At 59.2% G+C, this 21,899-nt stretch carries 14 protein-coding genes; 1 reads left to right on the top strand and 13 read right to left on the bottom strand.

Annotation, left to right across the window (positions count from 1 at the left end; genetic code table 11):
• Positions 1–21: 21 nt before the first annotated feature.
• The 4 genes from DWF74_RS16830 to DWF74_RS16815 form a co-directional block, all read right to left on the bottom strand.
• Positions 22–1,791: a vWA domain-containing protein gene (locus DWF74_RS16830; protein WP_115581338.1), complete on the bottom strand. Its 1,770-nt coding sequence runs from the start codon at positions 1,789–1,791 to the stop codon at positions 22–24.
• An 88-nt stretch (positions 1,792–1,879) separates the two neighbouring features.
• Entirely contained in the window at positions 1,880–2,440 is a 561-nt protein-coding gene (locus DWF74_RS16825; protein WP_102862569.1) for a YbhB/YbcL family Raf kinase inhibitor-like protein, read from the bottom strand.
• A gap of 201 nt (positions 2,441–2,641) precedes the next feature.
• A complete protein-coding gene (locus tag DWF74_RS16820) occupies positions 2,642–2,905 on the bottom strand; it encodes a BrnA antitoxin family protein (RefSeq protein ID WP_102862568.1) in 264 nt (87 codons plus the stop codon).
• Positions 2,883–3,161 carry a BrnT family toxin gene (locus DWF74_RS16815; RefSeq protein ID WP_102862567.1) on the bottom strand — a complete coding sequence of 93 codons (279 nt, stop codon included), beginning with the start codon at positions 3,159–3,161 and terminating at the stop codon, positions 2,883–2,885. Before DWF74_RS16815 ends, DWF74_RS16820 begins: the two co-directional genes overlap by 23 nt.
• Positions 3,162–3,579: 418 nt before the next feature.
• On the opposite strand from DWF74_RS16815, the gene DWF74_RS16810 reads away from it, so the two are divergent.
• Positions 3,580–3,846: a hypothetical protein gene (locus DWF74_RS16810; RefSeq protein WP_115581337.1), complete on the top strand. Its 267-nt coding sequence runs from the start codon at positions 3,580–3,582 to the stop codon at positions 3,844–3,846.
• Positions 3,847–5,002: 1,156 nt separating this feature from the next.
• On the opposite strand, the gene DWF74_RS16800 is transcribed toward DWF74_RS16810, so the two are convergent.
• From DWF74_RS16800 to DWF74_RS16760, 9 genes are all read right to left on the bottom strand, one after another.
• Positions 5,003–11,755: a filamentous hemagglutinin N-terminal domain-containing protein gene (locus tag DWF74_RS16800; protein WP_115581335.1), complete on the bottom strand. Its 6,753-nt coding sequence runs from the start codon at positions 11,753–11,755 to the stop codon at positions 5,003–5,005.
• Positions 11,756–11,782: 27 nt separating this feature from the next.
• Positions 11,783–13,525 carry a ShlB/FhaC/HecB family hemolysin secretion/activation protein gene (locus DWF74_RS16795; protein WP_115581334.1) on the bottom strand — a complete coding sequence of 581 codons (1,743 nt, stop codon included), beginning with the start codon at positions 13,523–13,525 and terminating at the stop codon, positions 11,783–11,785.
• A gap of 749 nt (positions 13,526–14,274) precedes the next feature.
• Positions 14,275–15,777 (bottom strand): YdgA family protein, encoded by a 1,503-nt coding sequence (locus DWF74_RS16790; RefSeq protein ID WP_102862565.1) that lies wholly within the window; start codon positions 15,775–15,777, stop codon positions 14,275–14,277.
• A gap of 218 nt (positions 15,778–15,995) precedes the next feature.
• A complete protein-coding gene (locus DWF74_RS16785) occupies positions 15,996–16,631 on the bottom strand; it encodes an NADH:ubiquinone oxidoreductase subunit N (protein WP_102862564.1) in 636 nt (211 codons plus the stop codon).
• Positions 16,632–16,724: 93 nt separating this feature from the next.
• Complete coding sequence (locus DWF74_RS16780; protein ID WP_115581333.1) at positions 16,725–18,173, bottom strand: efflux transporter outer membrane subunit; 1,449 nt, start codon at positions 18,171–18,173, stop codon at positions 16,725–16,727.
• The gene (locus DWF74_RS16775; RefSeq protein WP_102862562.1) at positions 18,170–19,060 is read right to left on the bottom strand and encodes an efflux RND transporter periplasmic adaptor subunit; all 891 of its coding nucleotides are present in this window, start codon (positions 19,058–19,060) and stop codon (positions 18,170–18,172) included. Before DWF74_RS16775 ends, DWF74_RS16780 begins: the two co-directional genes overlap by 4 nt.
• Positions 19,057–19,266, bottom strand: a complete 210-nt coding sequence (locus DWF74_RS16770; RefSeq protein ID WP_011058538.1) for a DUF1656 domain-containing protein — start codon at positions 19,264–19,266, stop codon at positions 19,057–19,059. The genes DWF74_RS16775 and DWF74_RS16770 overlap by 4 nt, the downstream gene beginning before the upstream one ends.
• Positions 19,263–21,350: an FUSC family protein gene (locus tag DWF74_RS16765; protein WP_115581332.1), complete on the bottom strand. Its 2,088-nt coding sequence runs from the start codon at positions 21,348–21,350 to the stop codon at positions 19,263–19,265. The genes DWF74_RS16770 and DWF74_RS16765 overlap by 4 nt, the downstream gene beginning before the upstream one ends.
• The gene (locus tag DWF74_RS16760) at positions 21,347–21,775 is read right to left on the bottom strand and encodes a MarR family winged helix-turn-helix transcriptional regulator (protein WP_102862560.1); all 429 of its coding nucleotides are present in this window, start codon (positions 21,773–21,775) and stop codon (positions 21,347–21,349) included. Before DWF74_RS16760 ends, DWF74_RS16765 begins: the two co-directional genes overlap by 4 nt.
• Between the last annotated feature and the right edge of the window lie 124 nt (positions 21,776–21,899).

Raw genomic sequence — 21,899 nt, 5'->3', positions numbered from 1 at the left:
TGTTCACTGCTCGTGATGTGGCTATTCAAGGCGGCTCTGCACCTGGCTCATGTCCACGGGCTGCGCCTCGGCCTGGGGCGCATTTCCCGCCTGGGTTTTCGGCGCCTGAGTTTGCAGGCTTTGCGCCAGCTCTACCAGTTGTACGAACTCGCCGCGCAGTCCGTAAGGATCTTCGCCCTTGGCGCCCCGGGCCAGCTTGGCGGTGTCGGTCAGGCTGAAGTTGCCGGTGTAGCGGCCGTCCTTGAGCTGCTGGGAGAACGCCGCCACCGCAGCGGCGAAGCGCAGGTCGGGGCTGGCCTCAGCCAGTTTAGCCGGCTGCTGCGCGCTGATCGGCCGTTCGATCAAGCGGCTACTGCCACCTTCCGACGCCTTGTAGCGCACCCGCAGCATCGCCAGTTCACCATTCTTGCCACCCTGCTGCGGCGCCTTGGCCTGTGCATAACGCAGGGGCTCCAGCCAGCCCTTCTCGCCCGCCGGGACGATTTCATACAACGCGGTCACCGTATGCCCAGCGCCGATTTCCCCTGCGTCCACTTTGTCGTTGCTGAAATCTTCACGCTTGAGGGCACGGTTCTCATAACCCAGCAGACGGTATTCGCTGACTTGGGCCGGGTTGAACTCCACTTGCAGCTTCACGTCCTTGGCCACCACCGCCAGGGTCGAACTGAGCTGGTCCACCAGTACCTTGCGCGCTTCGCGCAGGTTATCGATGTAGGCGTAGTTGCCGTCACCGGCATCGGCCAGTTGCTCCATCAGGTGCTCGTTGTAGTTATCCACACCGAAACCCAGAGTGGTGAGGGACACGCCGCTCTTGCGCTTCTCGGCGGCCATGGCCTTGAGGCTGTCGAAGTCGCTGATGCCGACGTTGAAGTCACCGTCGGTGGCCAACAGGATGCGGTTGATGCCCTTGTGGATAAAACCCTGCTGGGCCATCTGGTAGGCCAGCTGGATGCCCGAGGCACCGGCCGTGGAACCGCCGGCGCTGAGCTGGTCGATGGCCGTGCGAATCTTCGCCTTGTCGCGTCCGGAGGTGGGCTCCAGCACCACTCGCGATTCGCCGGCGTAGACCACCAGCGACACCCGGTCCTGATCCCGCAGTTGATCCACCAGCAGCTTGAGGGTGCTTTTCACCAGGGGCAGGCCTTCGCGGCGGTCCATGGAACCGGAGACGTCCACCAAAAACACCAGATTGGCCGGGGCCAACTCTGCCACCGCGCGATCCGATGCCTTGATGCCGATGCGCAGCAAGCGGGTGTGGGGATTCCACGGCGAGGGCGCCAGCTCGGTGGTCACGCCGAAGGGCGAACCGTCGCTGGGCAGGGCGTAATCGTAGGGGAAATAGTTGACCAGCTCCTCCAGGCGCACCGCGCCTTCCGGCGGCAGGCTACCCTGGTTGAGCAAGCGGCGGACATTGGCATAGGCGCCGGTGTCGACGTCGGCGCTGAAGGTCGAGACCGGTGCTTGGGCAACGCTGTGGATCGGGTTGTCCGGCAACTTCTGGTACTGCTCACGGGCCTCGTCGCGGTAACCGGCCATGATCGAATCACGGGCGGCGATGGGCGCCGGCATCGGTGCCGACAACCTCATGGGATGCGCCACGCGCTTGGTCATGGCGGCATCGGCGTGTTGCGCCTCGTACTGCGCTTCAGGCGCAGCCTGCAATGCTCCCTGGGTTGACGACCCGGCGGCGGATTCGGGCTTGGACGACACACCACAGCCGGCAACCGCCAGCAACAGACCGGCGGCGAAACCCTGGGCGACCGGACGAAGGAAATGCACGGGAAGGGACATGGGGGCTGACCTCGGGAAGAAATGATCCATTCCCCCCTTCAGACGAAGCCCCTGAGCCATTCGGGTTAAGCCACGGAAAAAAATTCACTCAGCGAGAGTAGCGGCGCACCACACTGCTATTGCGCAACACGTGGCCGTTGATCTTCTCCAGCAACTGAGCCCGGGTCAGCCCGGCAGGCAGGGCATCCGGCGCCAGATCCAGGGCGTAGATCTGGATGATGTAGTGGTGCGCGCTGTCACCCACTGGCGGGCATGGGCCCATGTAGGAAGTACCGTTGCGGCTGTTGAGGCCGCCCACACCTTCCAGAGTCGGCTTGGTGCCCGCTCCGGCTGGAATCTGCCGAGTGCTGGACTTGATGCCGTAATGCACCCAGTGATCCACACCCTGGCCCTTGGCGCCGTCCGGGTCGTGCATGACGATGGCGTAGCTCAAGGTGCCGGTGGGGCCTGCGGTCCAGTTCAGGGCCGGGGAGTTGTTGTGCCCGCCACAGCCCTTGGCATCACTGGCATTGCCGGTGGTAAACAGCCGGTCATCCGAGACCCCAGGGATGTTCAGGGTAAAACGCTCCTGGGCCTGCACGGGAAACTGCAGGCACAGCAGCACGGCACCAGCGGCCAGCCAAGTATTGCGTGAGGCAAAGCGAGACATACGAAAGCACCTTTTGCAGATGAGATCAGGAGGCCAGAGGACTATAGCCTGCACAAAAGAGCGCGCTCCTTCGTGCACGGCGCGGGGAGATTGAGCTTGAGGACAGGGGTAGTTGTAAATGGATATTTCAGAGTCCGACCGCGATCGCGAGCACAGTTCACGGCCGGCCAGACACTGCGCCCGACATGACGCGGCAGGCCCTCAGCCTCGATGGGCCTGCATGTACTGACGCAGCAGTTGGTTGATCCGCGTCTGATAACCCGCGCCCTGGCCCTTGAACCACTCCAGCACATCGGCGTCCAGGCGAATGGTCACGGCCTTCTTGCCCGGCAGGTGCACCTCGGCGCGGCGAAAGAAATCGTCATCCAGCTCGGGAATATCTGACGTATCGATGCTCTGGTCATCGGCTTTCGCCAGGCGATCCCAATCCGTTTTCGATCCGTCAGTTTTCGATCCGTTGGACATAATATTTAGCCTCCCGTTTAGTGGCTTTTCGCGCCGAGATAATGCGCACCGTATGACCCCGCCGCTCGGTATGGACCACCACGCCCACCAGGGTCCTGATCCAACCGAGGCTGACCCAGCGCTCCTCGCCGTAGTCCAGGCGCTCATCGCGCAAGGACAGCACCGGACGCTGGAACATCAGCACGGCATCGTTGAAATCGATGCCGTGCTTGAGCAGGTTGGCGTGGTTCTTGGCCTCGTCCCATTCAAAGTACATGAGCAATTCCGTATTTACAAATGTACATACAGGCTAGCCGACCGTTCGCCAAAAGCGGTCTGGGTAAACACCTGGAAATACAGTCGTAAGCGGGATGGATGTGTACGGAAAAAGCCCTACAGCGTTCTCGGAAAAGACGCCGTCACACTTGCCTTGCACCGCTGGAAGCCCGCGGCTTATAGTCCGGCCGTCGCCCAGATGGCGACCTGGTTTGGCGACCGGAATAACGAATGCGAAAGCTGTTTGCTTGTTTGCAGGCTCTTTTGCACCCGCAACGCTGCTTTATGGCAGCTGTGCGCGGGAGACCTTCGGGTCTGCCGGTTTCTCGTTTCCGGCTCGCCAACCTGCGTACAGCTGCCACCCATTCGTTTGGCGACGATTGAACGGTAGCTTTCTACCAATCAAACGAGGTGTGCCAATGAACCGCTACATGCCGATCACCGGCCACGACTGCCTGATTCCCTCCCTGCTGATCGACACCCAGGCGCCCATCGACGTGCTGCACGACGCCGCAGCCTTTCGCATCCGTGCCGCGACCCAACTGCTGGAGCACTTCGCCGCCGAGACCCTGCGCAGCGAACCGGTGGTTTTGCAGGAACTGACCCTGGTATGCAGCATCCTGCTGCGCGATGGCTGTGATCTGCTGGATGTGACATCACGGCGCCTACGGCCGCAAATGACCTAGTCAATAAATAAGGGCGACTTTAGAGTCGCCCGCTGCCTTGAGCGGAAGTCACTTACTTATATTGCTCCGTAATACATTCATCTCCTTCGGCATTAATCACTTTTGAAATGCATGCTAGGAATATCGATTTTTTAGTGTTCACAAACATCTCAGAAAGGGTCATAGACAAATCGTCCAGCTGCCCGGCGACAATCGGATAGATATAACATCGGGTAGACTTTTCTTTGCTTCAAAACCGTCTGCATTTGCGGAGCAACAATTTCTCTCTGATTTTCCATTATTCAAGCGCAACACTATATGAAACGAGGACACGCTGATGAGCGTAGGATTTTGCGCACGCATTTTCTACGTAATATGAGCTTGTCGAACAATGCCCTTGGCCTCTTTGCCGAAAGTCCATTGTTGCTCAGGCTTGTATGGATGAACCCCAAACTCAATTCTCAATTGAGTGTCTGTTGCACCGATAATAGATCGAGTAACAGGGGCTAATTCTGGTGTACCTGACAGAGCGGTATAAACAGTCGCAATCACCGTTCTAGAAAAATCGCCAGGATTTACAATCCCATACCAAAGGGCATTTCGCCTGCCATGACAAGTCTAATTAGAGTGACTTACCTTTAGATGAATATAGGGACCAACACTACATCCGGAAGAATCAGAAAAGACTAAACAAGGCCGTCTCAGCACCTGAGAATCTCACATCTGATTAATTTGAATACCAACGTCTGTACTTCACAACCTCCCGTTTCTTTGAATGGCCACCTCTTTTGTTGCTGCAGTGAGCACTGCCAATATCCTCAGCCACAAAGCTGCTCGTCCCTATCTATCGCTTTTAGACTAAAAAACATAACAACTTTTCGTATTGGCGTTTTCATATCTCCAAGACTTTATAATTCCATCCTTTGAAACTAAAACAGAGTACCGACAATCTCTTATCCACGTTATGTAAAAGCGCCTGTCTTCTCCTTCTTCGAGCACACGATCAAACACTTCATTTCTATTTACCGGCGACCAATACGAATCACCACACCCTCGACTACAGTCCGCATAGATATGGGATTCAAACCTAGTACCAACCATAGCGTTCATTCCTCCGACCCAATGAGAATATGAAGGAGCACAACCCACAAGAAAAAACAATACCATGATAAAAACATTATTTTTTATCATGCTTTTTCTCCACCTCAATCAGAGGCCGATACTTATCATAAATCGCACCATAATTAACAACTAAAGCAGGCGGCATACTCCCGAGATTTTCAAAGAGCGACATAGGTGCGTCTTTGAAGGCCTCAAGATTAATCATCCAAGTGTCGTGCAAGGTCGCAAATGCATTGAACCCAGGAATTTTGTTAAGCCCATTACTTATAGGTGTACCATGGCAAACTGAGTAGAAACTGGCACAATCTAGCTCTCGATTCAGACCTATATTCTTACCTTCCCTTATAGCGCCGTCCTTCAATTCTTGAGGAACAAAGCCGCCCTCTAAAGCAGAGAATTTAGGTCCTCCCTCCCTATCCACCCCAGGCCTGACATCCGGCTCTCGCCCCACCGAATACTGATACAACTCCATCAACGCCCCAGTCGCTGCAATACTCAACCAAGTGTCTTTGTCTTTACCACTCAAGGCCCCCTTAAGTGCAGTATTGGCTGCATAAGCCTTCAAGCGCCCGGCATAGTCATCGCCATAAACATAATTACCGTCCGCACTTAAAGTCCGCCCCATTTCGTTGGTAAAGGCCGCGCCGAAACCAGCGATCACAGCTCCGGTGGCGTATCCCTTCAAACTGTCTTCGCTGAATACTTCCTTGACCACCTTGCCCAAATTGCCCTTGTTGTTGATCGTGCTAGCCGCAGCAGTGCCCGCCATCGAAGATAACGCCGTAGTAACCATCGCATTACCCCACCCCGCCGCCGCAGTACCGACTGCAGTTCCCGCCTGAACCATCGCTGCATTTCCCGCAGCGGCCATTGCCGAACCGGACCCAGCACTCGCCCCCGCAGCCGAACCTATAGCGCCGCTGGCGGCACCCGCCGTAAAAGCGGCGACGACGATGACAATAGCCAGCATCGCCCCCTGACCAAGACTTGAATGGCTGTATTTGAAGCTGTCATGAATCTCTTGCACTTTGCGCCAGTCCACATCCCCACGCTGCTCTGCCTCCTTGAGCCAGGCCAGTTGCGGATCCGCTTTGACCATCGCGTCGATGCTCTGAGTGATGGACCGCTGGTCGATGTGATTGATATCGATCTTCAGTCCATCCAACGCCTTGATCGCTACCTTGCCTTGAGCTACCAACGCCGTCTGACGCAAGGTCTCATCGGTGTTTCCCTTACCTTTGGCGCTGGTCCAGGCCAGGCTGGAACTGCTCTTTTCGTGACTCTCCTGATGCAAGTCCTTCATCCCTTCAAAAGTGATGGCGCCACCGCTGTCGAGGGTCAAGTCGTTGCCACTGCTCAGGGAGGCAGCCTGGAAGACCTGATCACCACCACTCTTGAGGGTCAGATCTCCCGCACTGGAGATTTCACTGCCGACATGAGTCATATCGGTAACTTCATCACGACGGGTTTTCTTGCCTCCCCAGGAGCCCTTTTTCTTCATGTCATAAAGTGAGTAGTCAACGTTTTGCTGGGCCAATAGGTTCAGTTGATCGCCAGCAACCAGGTAGGCCTCATCACCAGCGTCGACCTTGCTGGAGATCAAGGTCAAGTCATTTCCCGCAGACACCTTGACGTCCCCTCCAGCAATGACTGTTGAGGCCTGCTGGCTGATGTTCTGTTCCTCTTGGCGAACCTTCTTGCCGCCTCGTTTGTAGCGGTAGGCGCTGGCCTCTTCGTTAGCCGCTGAGGTCAGTAGCACATCGTTGCCAGCATTCAGGTTGATGTTGCCAACAGCGTCCAAGTGACTGGCTACCACGGACAAATCATCGGCGGCATCGATCAGCAAATCCCCCACGCTGTTGATCTCACTGGCGTGCTGCACAGTTTCACTCTGGCTCCAGGAGTGGCGCTTGTCTTGACGCGCCATGCCGTTGTTTTCTTCTGCAGCGGCGATGATTACATCCTTACCGGCTCTAATCGTCGTATTGCCCGAAGCACTAATGGTCCCACCGATATTTTGTACGTCCTTCGCCGCGTTGATATTCACGTTGTTGCCGGACTCGATGCGAGCAGCGTTATCGACAACCGAAGTGGCCTGACTGAAACCAGGGCCGCTGGTGATTACGGTAGTAATGCTGCGATCGTTGTGAACGTTGCCAGTCAAACTGGTGAGGCTTACATCTTGTCCCTTGAGGATGCCACCCCGGGCATTGATCAAGTCTGTGCCTGCCAATACTTCAAGCTGCTTGCCCGCTTCCATCAAGCGAGCATTGAGCAGGTCTTTGCCAGCAGACACCTTGAGGCTTTCACTGGCACGCAACGTCCCGGTATTACTTAGGTCGGTACCGGCAATCAGGGTCACGTCCTTACCTTGGATCAAGGCTCCATCAGCGGTCAGACGGTTATTAACCTGAGCAAGGTAGAGCACTGGCACCAGTACATGTTCACCATTGACCACCTGATCCTCCATCCAGACGATATCGTGGGTCAGGGCCGCAACTTGCTGTGAGGTCAGACTGACACCTAAGGACAAGTTCAACTGCTGTTTGCTGGCAATGGCGTTGTTCATCAAGTATTTGAACAAACCTTCACCGCTGGTCTGACCAGCGATGAAGCGCTGGCCAGTGCGTGCAATAAGTGCCTGCTGAATAAGACGTTGCTCATAAAGCCCATCGCCGAGACGCTTCCAACTGGTTTGCGGGTCGTAACCGAGGTTGCTCAACAGGTAGTCCGAGCTCATAAATTGCCTGAGGTCAGTCAGTGCAGAGTTGGTTTCAATCAGATACTTGTGCGAGCGGCCCGTCCAGCTCGCAGTAGAGCCTTTCACGTTCACAAGACCTTGTTCGGTGCTGCTCTTTGCTGCGTCTTGACTGTCAACCACCCGGAATAAGCCATTGTCGCCCGTGGGCAGGGTGAAACCTGGCAAATCGGTCGGATTGATCTGCTGCTGAGCAAGGTCCGGCGGCAATTGCGGATTGAGCTGCACGACCACAGGCTGAGTGCGTGGACCAGAGTCAGCAATCGCTGACTTCTGTGCTCCCGCCATGGGTATCTGGAACTCCACGACGCTACTGTTTATCAGAGTCTGAAGCGCTTGGATCGTGACGCTGCCGCCTGCCTGGATAACCGCTGCCGACAGCGATGCGCCTGGATTGACGACGGTGATATCGCCTACCGGTTTGAATGCATTCAACGCATTGACCGGCAATACCTTGGGCAATGCCTGCGCGTTATACGGATAGATGTAATTTGCCCGGAAGCGATTATCCGTACCGTCGGTAATACGCCCAGTATTCCAGGTGCGAACCCGAGTGGTCTCACCAGAGGTAGCGCCCTGATTGGTCAGGGTTTCAGCGGTGATCTTCAGGTCGCTGCCCGCCGCCATAACACTGTATTGATTGAGCACAGTGTCAGCTTCCACTGTCAGGTTCGCACCACTTTGAATCAAGCCTTGAGTAGAATCCTCCTTAACCAAACTTCTGAAGGTCTCAGTGGCGATATAGTCAACATTATGATGGTCACCGCTGCAGTCGTAACACTTCACACTGATAGAGCCCGAAACCTGCTCGTCGATAGTGCTGAAAATATCCTTGCGATTGATCAAGCTTGCAGTGTGCAGCGACATGTCTCCGGAAGACTCCACAGTACCGGAGATATTCTCTAGCCAGATATTGCGTTTAATACCATCGCGCGCACTGATGTTCAGTGCGCCAAGGCTGAACACATCAGCATATAAGTTAGTAAAGACATCAGCCTGAAGTGCCAGATCCTGGCCGCTGAAGATCAAACCCCGGTTATTGCTCAAGATACCTGCCTGTACCTGTATCCCACCGCTGCCCCCTAAGGTGCCACGATTGATCAGTAAATCCGCATGCACCTTCAGATCACCGGCACCCGTGATACGCCCGGCGTTGGTCAACGCGCCACTGCTGCCAATATTACTCAGCGTGCCACCACTCAACCGTGCGCCGCTGCCCAGATCGATGCTGGCAGCATTGAAATCAAACTGCCCAACACTGCTAACCTGACTCTGCCCCGAGCCAGTATAAGCACCACTCAACAGCACCTTGAGGCTGCCATCACTGGCTAGTATCCCGGCATTGTTCCAGTTCACGCCCTTGGCGTTAAAACTGTTACCAGCATTTAAAGTGCCGCCCGCTAGTTGGGTAAAACTCGCTACGTCAATATCAAAACTGGCTGCTTGAATCGCCGAGCTATTACTCCAACTATCTGCTGTGACCTTAAAACTACCCTGACTCAGCAGGTTGCCACCGACATTGCTGAAGCGCGCTATAGCCAAGCCCAACGAACCGTTACCTAAATGCCTGATGGCCCCGGCGGAGTTAGTAAAATCTGCCATATCCAGTATCAGATCGGCATTGACCGTCTCGATCGTGCCGCCCTGGTTATCCAACAACTGCTTGAACTTGAGCTCGGTAGTACCCTGGGTCCCCAGGGAGCGCAGTTTGCCGTTCTGGTTGTTCAGGGCCAATGCATCGATGATCAGGCTACTGCTACTTTCCACCAAACCATGCTGGTTGCTCAGCGTCCCGCTAAGTCCGAAGTCCACTTGCTGGGCAGCTATCCGACCGTTATTGCTGTTGTCGAGGTTGTTTCCGCGCAAGCTCAAGAACTGCTTGGCCAACAGCGAGCCGCCAAGGTTTCGGATATCGCCACTGACAATATCCGTGTCTCCCGCCAGAGCCGATATCTGCCCGCCTTCATTGAGCAGACTGTGCGTGCTTTCAATCTTCGCAGACTGCCCTTGGATCAACCCGCCCTTGCCCGAGTCATCAGGCAACATGCCATTGTTCAAGACGCCGGAGAGTTGGGTCTTTACCCAACTGGCGACACTGGCCAGAACACCACCACGGTTATCGATACGACGAGCATGCAGCACATCGAGACTGCCGGCCTGGGCGATAACGCTGCCACCCAGGTTTTTCAGGTCGTTATCCAGATCAAGGATCAAGTCTCCCTGGCTAAGCAGACTCGCCTGACTGTTATCGATGTTTGCGGCTTTGACCTTGAGCGTTCCCTGGCTGCTGATCATACCTTTGCCGGCGTTGCTCAAGGTGTCCCTCAGGGTCAGGCTCATGGCCTTTGCTGCAGCGATATAGCCGTTGTTACGGTTATCCAGGCTGTCTGCCACCAGAACCAATCGACCCTGGCTGATCAGCTTGCCAGCCTGTTGTTTCAGAGTGCCCAGAGTCAGGCTGATATCGCCTTTGCTGGTGATATTACCTTGGGTATTTTCCAGCATGAGGCCTTTGAGTGTGATGTCCTTTTCGGCCACTACTCTGCCGGTTTGGTTATCGAAAGAGCCTGAATCAATATTCAGCGAGCTCTCACTGCTGATTACGCCTTGACTGTTGCTTAGCGTAGCAGCAGCAATCTGCTGTAAGCCGTTGCTGGCTATGACGCCTTGATCGCGATTATCAAGAATCTGTTCGACGGTGACCTCAAGCTGTCCTTGGCTGATCAACGAGCCGGTATTGCGGTTATCCAGATTTTTGGCCGTCACCTTAAGCGTGTCTTGTGCCGACAGGGTACCGTTCTGGTTGTCCAGATTACCCATGGTGGATACCGTCAGATTGCGGCTGGCAATCAGCGTTTTTCCGCGGTTGTTCAAGGACTCGGCCTGGACCTTGAGATCACCCTGAGTATTGCGGGTGTTATCGAGGTTGACCCCAGCCTCGACGATGCCGTTGTTGGTCAGTATCCCGCCACTGGTAAGCGTAATGCTATCGCGGGCCGCTAGAGATTGATGATGGACCTGAGCGCCCGAGGTACTTATCTCAATACGACTTCCGGCATATATCGGACCGGATGTTTCCAAACTCTGGGCCTTGGCGATAACTTCACCTCTGGTCGTAGCTTCGGCCATGCGCAACTGGCCATTGGCATCCAGTTGGATATCACCGCCACTGGCGATCAGTTTGCCGTCAAGCTTGACCCCGACCCCAGCCTCGGTGCCCACCAGCTTGATCGCCCCGGCGTACATGCCGCCCAGCGCCGAGGAGTCGATCGCCAGTTGCGGCGCATCCGCCGGATTGGCGGTGCGTGCCGTGGCGTTCAAGGTCTTGGCGTCGACATCGTTGGCCCCGGCAATCACCGCCAGGTGTTTGGCCTGGATCTCGGCGTTGATCTTGGCGCTGCGGGTGATGATTTCGAACTGGTCGATATTGCTCGCGTTGAGCCCTGCGCCTTCGATGGCGACGCTACCTTGATCCACCTGGTAACGCTGGAGCTGGCCGTTCTCGATCACCGGTTTGCCGGTGGTCAGGGTGGCTTTCGGGGTGTTGATGAAGCCGCAGCCGTTGCAGGTCACTCCGTAGGGGTTGGCAACGATCACATGGGCCGATTGCCCGGCCACTTCGGTGTAGCCCTTGAGCTGGCTGGGGCTGCCGCCGTTGACTTCGTTGAGGATCACATTGGCCGCGCGGCCACCCAGGTTGGGGTTGCCGAGGATGATCCCGCCAAGCTGGGTTTGCTGGGTGCGGTTGACGGCGTTGTTGAGGATCACGCCCTGTTGGCCGACGTTGTAGTCGCTGAACTGGTTGTGGGACAGGCCACTGCCATTGGGCGCGGCGATGTTGACGATGGGCACGCCATTGCCGGCCTGGCCGAGACTGGTGCCGCTGCCGTTGACCACGATGCCGTCGGCCATCGCCACCACCGGCTGCCAGAACATCATGTTGGCCAGGATGAACGCCAGTCCGCGCTTGGACAGCCCCCAGAACGTATCTCGCGCTTGCAGGGTGGCGGAAGGCTGGCGGGCCAGAAAGGCAAACTGACGAGCGTCCATGTCATGTATCTCGGGTAAAGAGCGGAATTAAAGGAACAGGTCCAAACGGAAATAGATCGGCGCTTCGCGTTCACTCAGGGCTTCGGGCCGTTCGAGGGAGTGGGCAAAGGTCACGCTGGCGGCAAGGTTCTTGCCCCGGGCAAAGAACTCGATGGAGTCGCTGGAGACCCGGCCATGCTGCTCGGCGTTGTAGCGATCGTTGCGGATCGCGCCGAGGTCATAGCCCAGCCCCGTGCCGTACTCGGCGAACACCGGGCGCAGCCAGTCCCAGGTCACCGGGCGACTCCAGCGCAGGTCGTTGCGCCAGTAGTAGCCGCTGTCGCCATTGAGGCTCTGGTCCTTGTAGCCACGGATCGAGGACTGGCTGCCCAGGCTCATGCGTTGTGAGCTGAACAACACATCCTCGCTGCGCTGGCCGGTGACCAGGCTGCTGAACACCAGGGACTCGTCCCACAGCTTGAACGGCTGCAGGTAGCTGGCGGTGGCGGTGTACTTGCGGTAGCGGGCGTTGGCCTGGCGATTGCCGTATTGGTCGCGCTGGTTTTCGCGCTGGGCATCGAGGGCGCCAATACCGTCCTGCAGCCCCAGGTCGAGGTTGAGGAAGGCGCTGCCGATGCGCCGACCGTGGTTGATGCCGAACTGGGCTTCGCTGAGGCGGTTGCTGCTGTTACTCAGCTTGCTGTCTTCGATGTAGTTGTTGGTGCGCAGGTAGCTCAGGCCGCTGTTCAGCGAGGTCTTGCTCACGGCATCGCGGTGGATCACTCGCTCCAGGCGCAGTTGGTGGTTCTGGCTGTCGCCGGTCTGCTTGAAGTTGAAGCCCACGGCCTGAGCCAGGGAGCGGTATTCGCTCTGGCTGTAGCTGTAGCTGAGGTTCCACCAGCCAAACGGCAGGTTGTAGTAGAGCATGGCGTTGCGCGAGGTTTTCTGGTGGTCGCTGACGGCGTCGTGGCCGCCGCGCAACACCAGTTGGTCGGCCAGGCCCAGGGGGCTGTCCCATTCGAAAGAGCTGCCCCACTGCTGCTCGCCGGTGCTCTTCTGGCCCTCGTTGCTGCGCGACAGACCGACGCGCCAGGGCTTTTGCGGGTTGTTCTTGACCAGCACTTCACTGCCGCCCACGGCCTGCCCCGGGGCCAGTTCCATCTGCGCCTGGTTCGACGGCAGGCGGTTGAGCTGGTCCACCATTTGTTCGATCTGCCGCAAGTTGAGCAGCTCACCGCTGCTGCCGGGAAAGGCCATGTTCAGTTCGCGGGCTGTGAGCTTGCTGCCCTCGGCGGCCTTGAGCCCTTCGAGCTTGCCCTCTACCACCAGCACCTGCAGGTGGCCGCTGGACAGGTCCTGTTGCGGCAGATAGGCGCGGCTGGTGACCAGGCCCTTCTCGATGTAGCGGTTGGTAATGACCTTGAGCAGCTCGTTGAGCTGGGCCACCCCCAGGCACTGGCCGATATAGGGCTTGAGCAGGCTCTCGCGTTCGCTGGCGGACAGCGAATCGGCGCCTTTGAGCTGGATATCCTGAATCGGGAAGCAGCGGCTATCGCTGGGTGCGCTGGGCGCTACAGGCGCGGCGCTCTTGCCGGGCAAGTCCTTGAGTTCTTCGAGACGCCGCTGCTGTTCTTCCAGCAGGCGGTTCTGCCGGTCGCGGATCAGGTCCTGGTCACCGGGGTTGAAGGTCGGTGCGGGCAAGGGCGCGGCAATCGCCATGGACAGCGGGACTGTCAGCAGCAGGCAGGACAGCGCGCAAAACAAACTCATCCCGTGAGTAAAGCGCAACATATTCGATCCTTCGAAACAACGAATACAACAATTCGGAGTGCCGCGATACTAATGAGCCACTACTGTGTCGTCAAATAGCTGCCGGGTAATCTCCGATGCTGATCAACGAGTCTCTTAAATCCACTTTCAGAGACAAAAACACTTGCCGTTTCATCGACAAACTGTCGCCCTTAAAACTCAATTTCCACAGCGAAAACCTTACTTGAAAGCCTTAAAAATCAAGGTACTCGGCGCTTCCAACACATGAGCGAAAACCTGCATCCGCAGCCCTTACTTCAGCCACTGGCCACAATAAAACAATGCACCGACAATCCAAGACACAAGGTTTTTGCGGCGCAAGGAACGCACTAAAAAATCAACAAGCTGTTGATTCATATATAAAAACTAATAAGAAAGATCTTTGAAGTATTCAGACAAAGCATATTCATCTTGGACTCACACGCCCCATGCACCGCTCATCTTTCGTCAGGTGTTGTTGACTTCCAGCCGCGTCCAGATATTCGATTCCCCACAACCGCTCGTGGGTGCTGCACGCTGGTAATAACGGACTAATGAGCACGAGGCGCTACCTTGATGCAGAACGGCGAGTGGGGGTGGCGGCGACGTCGGCTATCGCCGTGCAGGGACGCTGACTGTTCGGATGATGCCCATCAGCCGCTTGCCCACAGCAAAACGCCCGGCCTGTGCTATTTGCACGGGCCGGGCGTTTGGAGTTACACAGCGGGCCGCCACTGGCGGCGCGTTCTGGCTTACTGCAAGGTGCCAGCACCGCCCATTTTGCTCATGACAAAACCCACGAACTGCTCGACGGTCATCTTCTGGCCGTTGAAATTCACTTCGTTATTGGCGTAGTGCAGCGACGACACCACCGCATTGCCTTCCAGCTTGGCCAACTGAGTGGCCAGGGCCATGGCGCTGAGCATTTCCGCGGTGGCGGCGCTTTGCTCGGCGATTTGCTTGGCGTCGGTCTGGCCTTCGGCCTGGGCCTGCAAGGCGGCGACGTCGGCCAGCATCGGCTTGGACAGCGACAGCTTGGCGTCCAGCTGGCTGATCAGTTGCTTGCCCAGCTCAGCCGGCGGCAGTTCCAGGCTCTGCGGCTTGGCCAGGTCCAGGCTCAGGCTGAAGCGGCTTTCACCACCAGCGGTCTTGAATGCCAGGCTTTCCAGGGCGATCTGTGGTTTGGCTTCCAGGACCTTGTTCACCGCGGCACGTACCTTGACCTGCTCGGCGTCGCTCATTTGCAGTTCCGGTGCCGGTTCGCCCTCGGCAGTCGCCTCGTTGGTCGCCTGCTGATACGGCTGCAGCACGGTCTGGTAGACCTGGACCAGATCGAGCATGCCCTGGCTGTCGAGGTTCTTCATGCTCCAGAGCATCTCGGCCGAACCCACGGTCTTGCCGTCGAAGGCGATTTCGCCCACTCGGTAATCCGCGCGGCCCGCTACCGTGCTGCCGGTTTCTTCGCTGGAGGTCTTCTGTTCGAAGTTCTTCAGGGTCAGCACCGACCGCTTGTCACCGAAGGTGGCCTTGGTGCTGGTGAGCTCCAGGGTGTTCTGCCCCAGGTAGTAGTCGAAGCTGCTCTTTTGCAGGTTGCTGGCCAGGGTCAGGCCGTTGATTTCCAGTTTGAGCGGTGCTTTATCCGGCGAGCTGAGGAACAGGCTCAGGCTGTCCATGTAGCCGTCGACCTTGGCTTTCTGGCGGTTTTCGCTGACGCTGAAGGTGGCGTTCAGACCGGAGAACTTGAGGTTGTTCAGCTCATCCCGGGCCAGCTCCATCGGGGCGAAATCCACAGTGCCCTCGGCGGACAGGTCATAGCCAACATTGACCACGCCCTTGAACGGTGCAGCACCCTTGGTGGCGGCAAACCACTTGTCGGTCTGGGCATTATTTTCCAGTTGGAAATGACTGGACGCCATGACGGGCAGCCACTTGAGACGGATCAGACGCGAGAAAGGCAGCGGGCCGTGTTCGATGTGGTCGGCGATCATCAGTTCCAGCCCACCGTTGAACACCTCGCCCTGGGTCTTGAGGCGATAGCGGGCGTCGCTGCTGAACACGCCACGCTCCAGGGACACCAGTTCCAGGGTAGCGGTGGCGTCATAGCCGATCAGCGCCGCTTGCAGCTCCTTGTTGCTTTCAACCACCTGCTGCTGCAGAACCCCTTCCAGCTTGGTGCCGGTGTACCAGGCGCCGCCGGCACTGATGACACCTACCGCGACGACGATTCCTAACAGTACGCCTGCTGATTTATTCATGTCTGACCCGATCAATATCCGTTGTTTGAAGGTGTGCTCGTCTTCCCTGAACCCATGACGGGTTGCGGCTCGACTCCGCGCAAAACCGGCGCAGATTACCACTGGCGGCTAGCGCGAGCCCAACAAAAGCTAAAAAGCACCAAGCCTCAAGCGCCAAGCTGCAAGCTAAAGGCAGCAGGCGGCTTGGGGCTTGAGGCTTGAGGCTTGAGGCTTGCAGCTCAGGAGTATTGGACTTCCAGGGCGTCGAGTTGATGGTCGAAGCTCTTGAGACGGGCGCTCCAGGTGTAGACCAGTACTTCGAAGTCACGATCGATCACCGGGCTGTTGCCACGGGATTCGCCGCGGGGATCACAGAAATCCAGCTGGTATCGCTCCCGCGCCATGGCGGTGGCGACATCCGACAGCTCCCGGGCATTGTTCAGCCAATGGCGTCCGTCATCGGCCTGTTTGTCCAGCAGGATGCACTGCTTTTTCAGAGCTTCCAGGCTCTTTTCCAGCGGGGTGCCGGTGAGTTCGCCCATGACTTCGGCGAAGGTCCGCCCCGGCTGCCAGTAGCTGCCCCAGAAGTAACGGTCGAACACGGTCTCAACCCGGCGCAGAGCCACCTTGGTGTCCCAGATCATCACCAGGGTCTTGCTCTGTTCGAGCTGTCTTTTCTTGATTTTCTGACTTTGCCACGAGGCCCAGGCCACCACACCGATGGCCAACACCGCGATCAGCGCGCTGGCGCTGTCGAGGAACACCATGGCCTTGTCGATCTGGTGGGCCAGCATGATGCCGTAGAAGTAGGTGGCAGACAGCAGCACCAGTGCACAGAGCGCACACCAGAAGCCCGGAGCATAAGGGTTTTTCATTATTGGAATCCCCATGACCATCACATGCTTTGATCGGCTGGAAAGTCCATTGCACGCGGGACTGTTCCAACTGATCAAAGCATAGCAACGGCCTCAGGGTTTCGCGGGTTGCGAGCCTTGCGTTCGTCCGCTTTCCCAACCGCCGCCCAGGGCCAGGAACAGATCGATCTGACTCATTGCCACCTGGGTGTTGGCCGCTGCCAATTGCGCGCGCATATCGGTGTAGGTACGGGTGGCTTGCAGGTCGGCGAGGAAGGAAGCGCGCCCGGCCTGGAAGAAACGGTGAGTCTGGTCCGCCGCCAGTTGCGCCGACTGCTCGGCATCCGCCAGAGCATCGCGGCGTTGCAGCTGGGCGCTGTACTGGGCCAGGCCGGTCTGGGTTTCACGAATGGCGTTGAGCACGACTCCGTCGAAATGGGCCAGGGCGCCCTGGCTCGCCGCTTCGGCCTCATGAATGCGTTCACGGGCGCCGCTGGCCGGCACGCTCCAGCTGATCAGCGGGCCGAAGCCCCAGCGGTTGGTGGAGGGCTTGCCGAGGTTGTCGAGGGTGCCCACGGTGCCGACCGTCGCGCCAATGCTGATGTCCGGGTACAGGGCCCCGGTGGCCACCCCGATGCGCGCGGTGGCGGCGGCCAGTTGACGCTCGGCCTGCCGTACATCGGGACGCCGCTTGAGCAGCGCCGCGCCATCGCCCACCGGCAACAGTTGGGCGATGTGCGGTAACTCGGCGCACGTGCCGGTGCCAGCGGGCAGTTGATCCAGCGGTTTGGCCAGCAGCATCGACAGGCGAAACAGCCCCGACTGGCGCGCGGCTTCATAGCGCGGCAACTCGGCGCGCAGGGATTTGAACTGGGTCTGGGAACGGGTGACCTGGGTTTCGTCGCCGCGCCCGGCATCGCGCAGGCGCTGGGTCAGTTCGGTGCTCTGGGCTTGCAGGCGCAGGGAGTGCTCGGCGATTTCCCGCTCCTCGTTGGCCGCGCAGACCTGGGTGTAGGCGCGCACCACATCCGCCACCAGGGTGATGCGGGCGGTGTCAGCCGCAGCCTGGGTCGCGTCGGCATTGGCCTGGGCCGCTTCGATGCCGCGTTGCAGGGTACCGAACAGGTCGAACTGGTAAGAGGTGCTGATGGACAGGTTGCCGACGTTGGCCACCGGCACTTTTTCCGGCAGCAGGAAGGCCTCGCCGGATTCCTGCAAACGTTCGACCCCGGCCTTGACCCCGCCGCTCCAGCCGCCGGCGGCCTGGGCTTCATCTACCTGGGCCCGGGCGCGGGCCAGGTTGGCCGCGGCCACGCGCAAGTCGGTGTTGGAGGCCAGGGCCTGCTGCACCAACTGGTCCAGGCGCGGGTCCTGGTACAGGCGCCACCAGTCGGTGGGCACCGGCGCCGACACCACATTGGCGCCCTGGGCGGCCAATTGGCCCTGCAGGTCCTGGCGTTGCAGCGCCGCGTCCTTGGGCAGACGGTAATCCGGCCCGACCATCTGACAGGCCGTGAGCAGCAGGCCGAGTCCGGCCAGGGCCAAACGTGCGCCGCTGTTCATTGGCCGGGCTCCCGCTTGGCCTGGTGGTCGAGGATCGACACCGTGGCAGTGCGCCCGGCAATCATGCGGAAGTCCGCCGGCACGTCATCAAAGGCGATCCGCACCGGAATCCGTTGCGCCAGGCGCACCCAGCTGAAGGCCGGGTTGACGTTGGGCAACAGGTTGGAACCGCTGCTGCGGTCACGGTCCTCGATCCCGGCGACGATACTTTCCACATGCCCGCGCAGCCGCGCGCGATCGCCGATCACACGGATGTCCACCGCCTGACCAACATGAATGCCATCGAGCTTGGTTTCTTCGAAGTAACCATCGATATGAAAGGAATTGCTGTCCACCACCGACAGCACCGGCCGGCCAGCGGTAACGAACTCCTGGGTCCGTGGCGCACGGTCATTGACGTAGCCCTCCACCGGGCTGCGCACCACCGAGCGGTCGAGGTTGAGCTGGGCGCTGTCCACCGCCACCTGGGCCTCGGCCAGGGCCGACTGGGCACGGGCCTCGCGGGACTGGCTCTCTTCCAGTTGCTCGCGCGGCACCAGGTTGCCCAGGCCACGGTTGCGCCTGGCCTCGCGCTGGGCCTGGGCCAGGGTTTCCTGGCGGTCGGCCAGGGCCGCCTTGGCTTGGCGCAGGGCCAGCTTGAAGCGGTCCTGGTCGATGCTGAACAGCACCTGGCCGCGCTTGACCAGCTGGTTATCGCGCACCTCCACCTGCTGGATCAACCCGGACACGTCCGGGGCGATCTGCACGATATCGGCGCGGATGTGCCCGTCCCGGGTCCAGGGCGCGAACATGTAGTACATCACCATGCGCCAGACCACCACGACCGCGAAGGTCACCACCAGTAACGTCAGGACCACACGGCCAATGGTCAATAAAGGTTTTTTCATGTCATCAGGTATCGACTCAGAGAGTCCACCGCGCCCAACAGCAGCGCGTAGAGACCCACGTTGAACAGCGCCCGGTGCCAGACCAGACGATAAAAGTGCAAGCGCGTCAGCACCCCGTGCACCAACAGGTACAAGCCATAGGTGATGCCCATCAGCACCAGCAGCGTGGGCAGGAACACCCCGCTGATATCCAGATCACCGATCACAAGGGCGCTCCATCAATGCCATGGGGAAGGGGTTGTTCAAGCTCGCCGGTGGCGACGAATTCCACCCCCGGCAGCAGCGCCAGGCGCAGGCCACTGAGGGCGTGCAGCAGGTGCAGGCAGGTTTCGTCGTCGCCTTGCTGGCCCTGGCTGTTGAGCGCTCGCCGAGTGCGATCCAGGGTCATCAGCAAGACACTGGGTGCGGGCACGCGCTCACCGGCCTTGAGGCAGGCCTTGAAGTATTCGCCGACCTCGGCCACCACCCGGCGCAGCAGGGTCTGGGCCTGTCCTTGCACCCGTGGCGCGTAGGCCTGCAGGTCCAGGACATTGAGCGCCACGCGCAACTCCCGCAGGGCGGCGCCGGTGTCCTGGCCGGTCATGGCCAGGCGCGGCAGGTGCTGCATCAGCCGGTCGAGCATCTGCGCGCCCATGTGCCGGTGCTCGGCCAGGGTTGCCGGCTCGGAGAGGCTGACGATGTCGCGCCAGCTGAAGCGGGTCAGGCGCTTGGCCGCCAGCTCCGAGCCGAACGGCCGGGCGATGAGGGTCCAGACAAAGGCAAACAGCAGGCCCATGGGCCCGGCCAGGTTGGCGTTGGCAAAACTCAGGAAGTCCGCGTCGTAGGCGCCCTGGATGCTGATGAAGGACGAGGTGTTGACGATGGTCAGGAGCATGCCCAGGTAGAACCGCGGTTGTACCGTCAGGGTGCCGACGCAGATAAAGGGCACGGCAAAGGCCAGCACCAGCATGGGGAAGTCATGCAGGTTGGGCAGGATCAGGAACAGGTAGAGGCTGGCGAACAGCACCGACATCGCGGTCCAGAAGAAGAACCGATAGATCTGCGGCGCCGGGTCGTCCATGGAGGCGAAGAAGCTGCAGGCCACCGCCGCGAGGATCACCGCGCTGCCGCCGTCGGTCCAGCCCAGGAGTATCCACAGCACCGAGGCGACGATGATTGCGAGCACCGTCGAGCCCGCCGAATACAGCATCAGCCCGCGGTCGAGAAAGGGCGTCAGCCGGCCCAGGCGCCAATGCCGGTAGACCGCGCGCCAGGTGTCCTGGCTTTCGCACTGGATGGCGTGCTGCAGGCTGCGGCAGTCCTGCCACAAGTCGATCCACTCGCCGAGGCGGTACAGGGCATTGGAGAACAGCAATTGGCGTCGGTCATCCAGGGCTTCGGCGCTCGGCTGCAGGGCTTCGAGCTCACTGCGCAGGGCTTGCCAGTGTTGCACCGAGGCATCAAGGGCGGTGCCTTGCAGCCACGCTTGGGCCTTGGCCAGCAAGGGGGCAAATTGCGCCACCCGTTCCGGGGCGCGTCGTTCCAGGGCGTACAGGGCGTCATCCAAGGCATCCACCACCGGCAGCAGGTGGATCATCCGTCCGCGCAGTTCCTTGGTGTTGCGCACCGTCTGCGGCCGGGCGCCTTCGTGGGGCAACTGGCCGATCATCAACTCCAGGCTGTTGAAGGTGCCCACCATCGATGCACGCAGGGCGCTGATTTCTTCAGGCTGGACGTTGCGGGCCAGGAAGCGCTGGCTGTAGCGCGCGGCATCGGCGAACCACTTGCTGGTGGAATCGACGAACACCGGGGCCAGCCGCCGGGGCCAGAACAGGCTGCCGATGACCGCAGCGCAAATGATGCCGAGGAAGATTTCCTCGGTTCGTGCCTCGGCCACATCCCACACCGCCAGGGGGTTGTCCACCACCGGCAGGGCAATCAACGGCAAGGTGTAGCCGGCCAGCATCAGGGCGTAGTTGTTGGCAGTGCGCAAGTGCATGGACAGGAACAGCAAGATCCCGGTCCACAGGGCGATGATCAGCACCAGCACATAGGGACTCTGCACGAACATCGGCACCAGCAGCACCGCCGCCGCCGCGCCAAGAAAGGTGCCGACCGCCCGATACAGCGCCTTGGAACTGGTGGGGCCGACAAAGGGGCTGGAGACGATGTACACCGTGGCCATGGCCCAATAGGGACGCGGCATCTGCATCAGCATGGCGATGTACAGGGCGATCATCGAGGCGGCGAAGGTGCGTACACCGTAGAACCAGTCCCGCGCGGGGGGCATGCCGGTGAAAAAGCCTTTCAAGATGGCAGCGCCGGTACATGGCTGGCGGACTCGAAGGCGCGAATCACCCGCAGTGCCGCTTCCAGGTCGCTGCTACTGATGCCTTCGAGGACTTCATGGCGCAGGCGCACCAACTCGCTCTCCACGGCGTGCACCAGCTCGCGGCCGCTGTCGGTCAGGCTCAGGCATTTGGCCCGGCGATCGTTGGGGTCTTCACTGCGGCACACGTAGCCGGCGCTGCACAGTTGATCCAGCAAACGCACCAGGGATGGGCTTTCCATCCCCGCGGCCTGGGCCACCGTGACCTGACGCACGCCCTCGCCCAGGCGCCCGATCATCAACAGGGGCACCGCACAGGCTTCGGAGATGCCAAAGTTGACCAGGGTGGTCTGGCAGATACGCCGCCAATGACGGGACGCAACCACCATGCCACTGCTGATGTTCATGTGGAGTGATTCAAGGGAATGAGGCACAAGACTGTTCGCACACTGTTAGTTTGCTAACTATCAATATGGCATCGCCGAATAAATTCAGTCAAGTTTTGTAACAATTACCTGATGATGGAGAAAC

It is taken from the genome of Pseudomonas protegens, from assembly GCF_003363755.1.
GTDB classification, from domain to species: Bacteria; Pseudomonadota; Gammaproteobacteria; order Pseudomonadales; family Pseudomonadaceae; genus Aquipseudomonas; species Aquipseudomonas danubii.
Note: the sequence above shows the minus strand (reverse complement) of the source record. Positions and strands in the feature narration are given on the sequence as shown.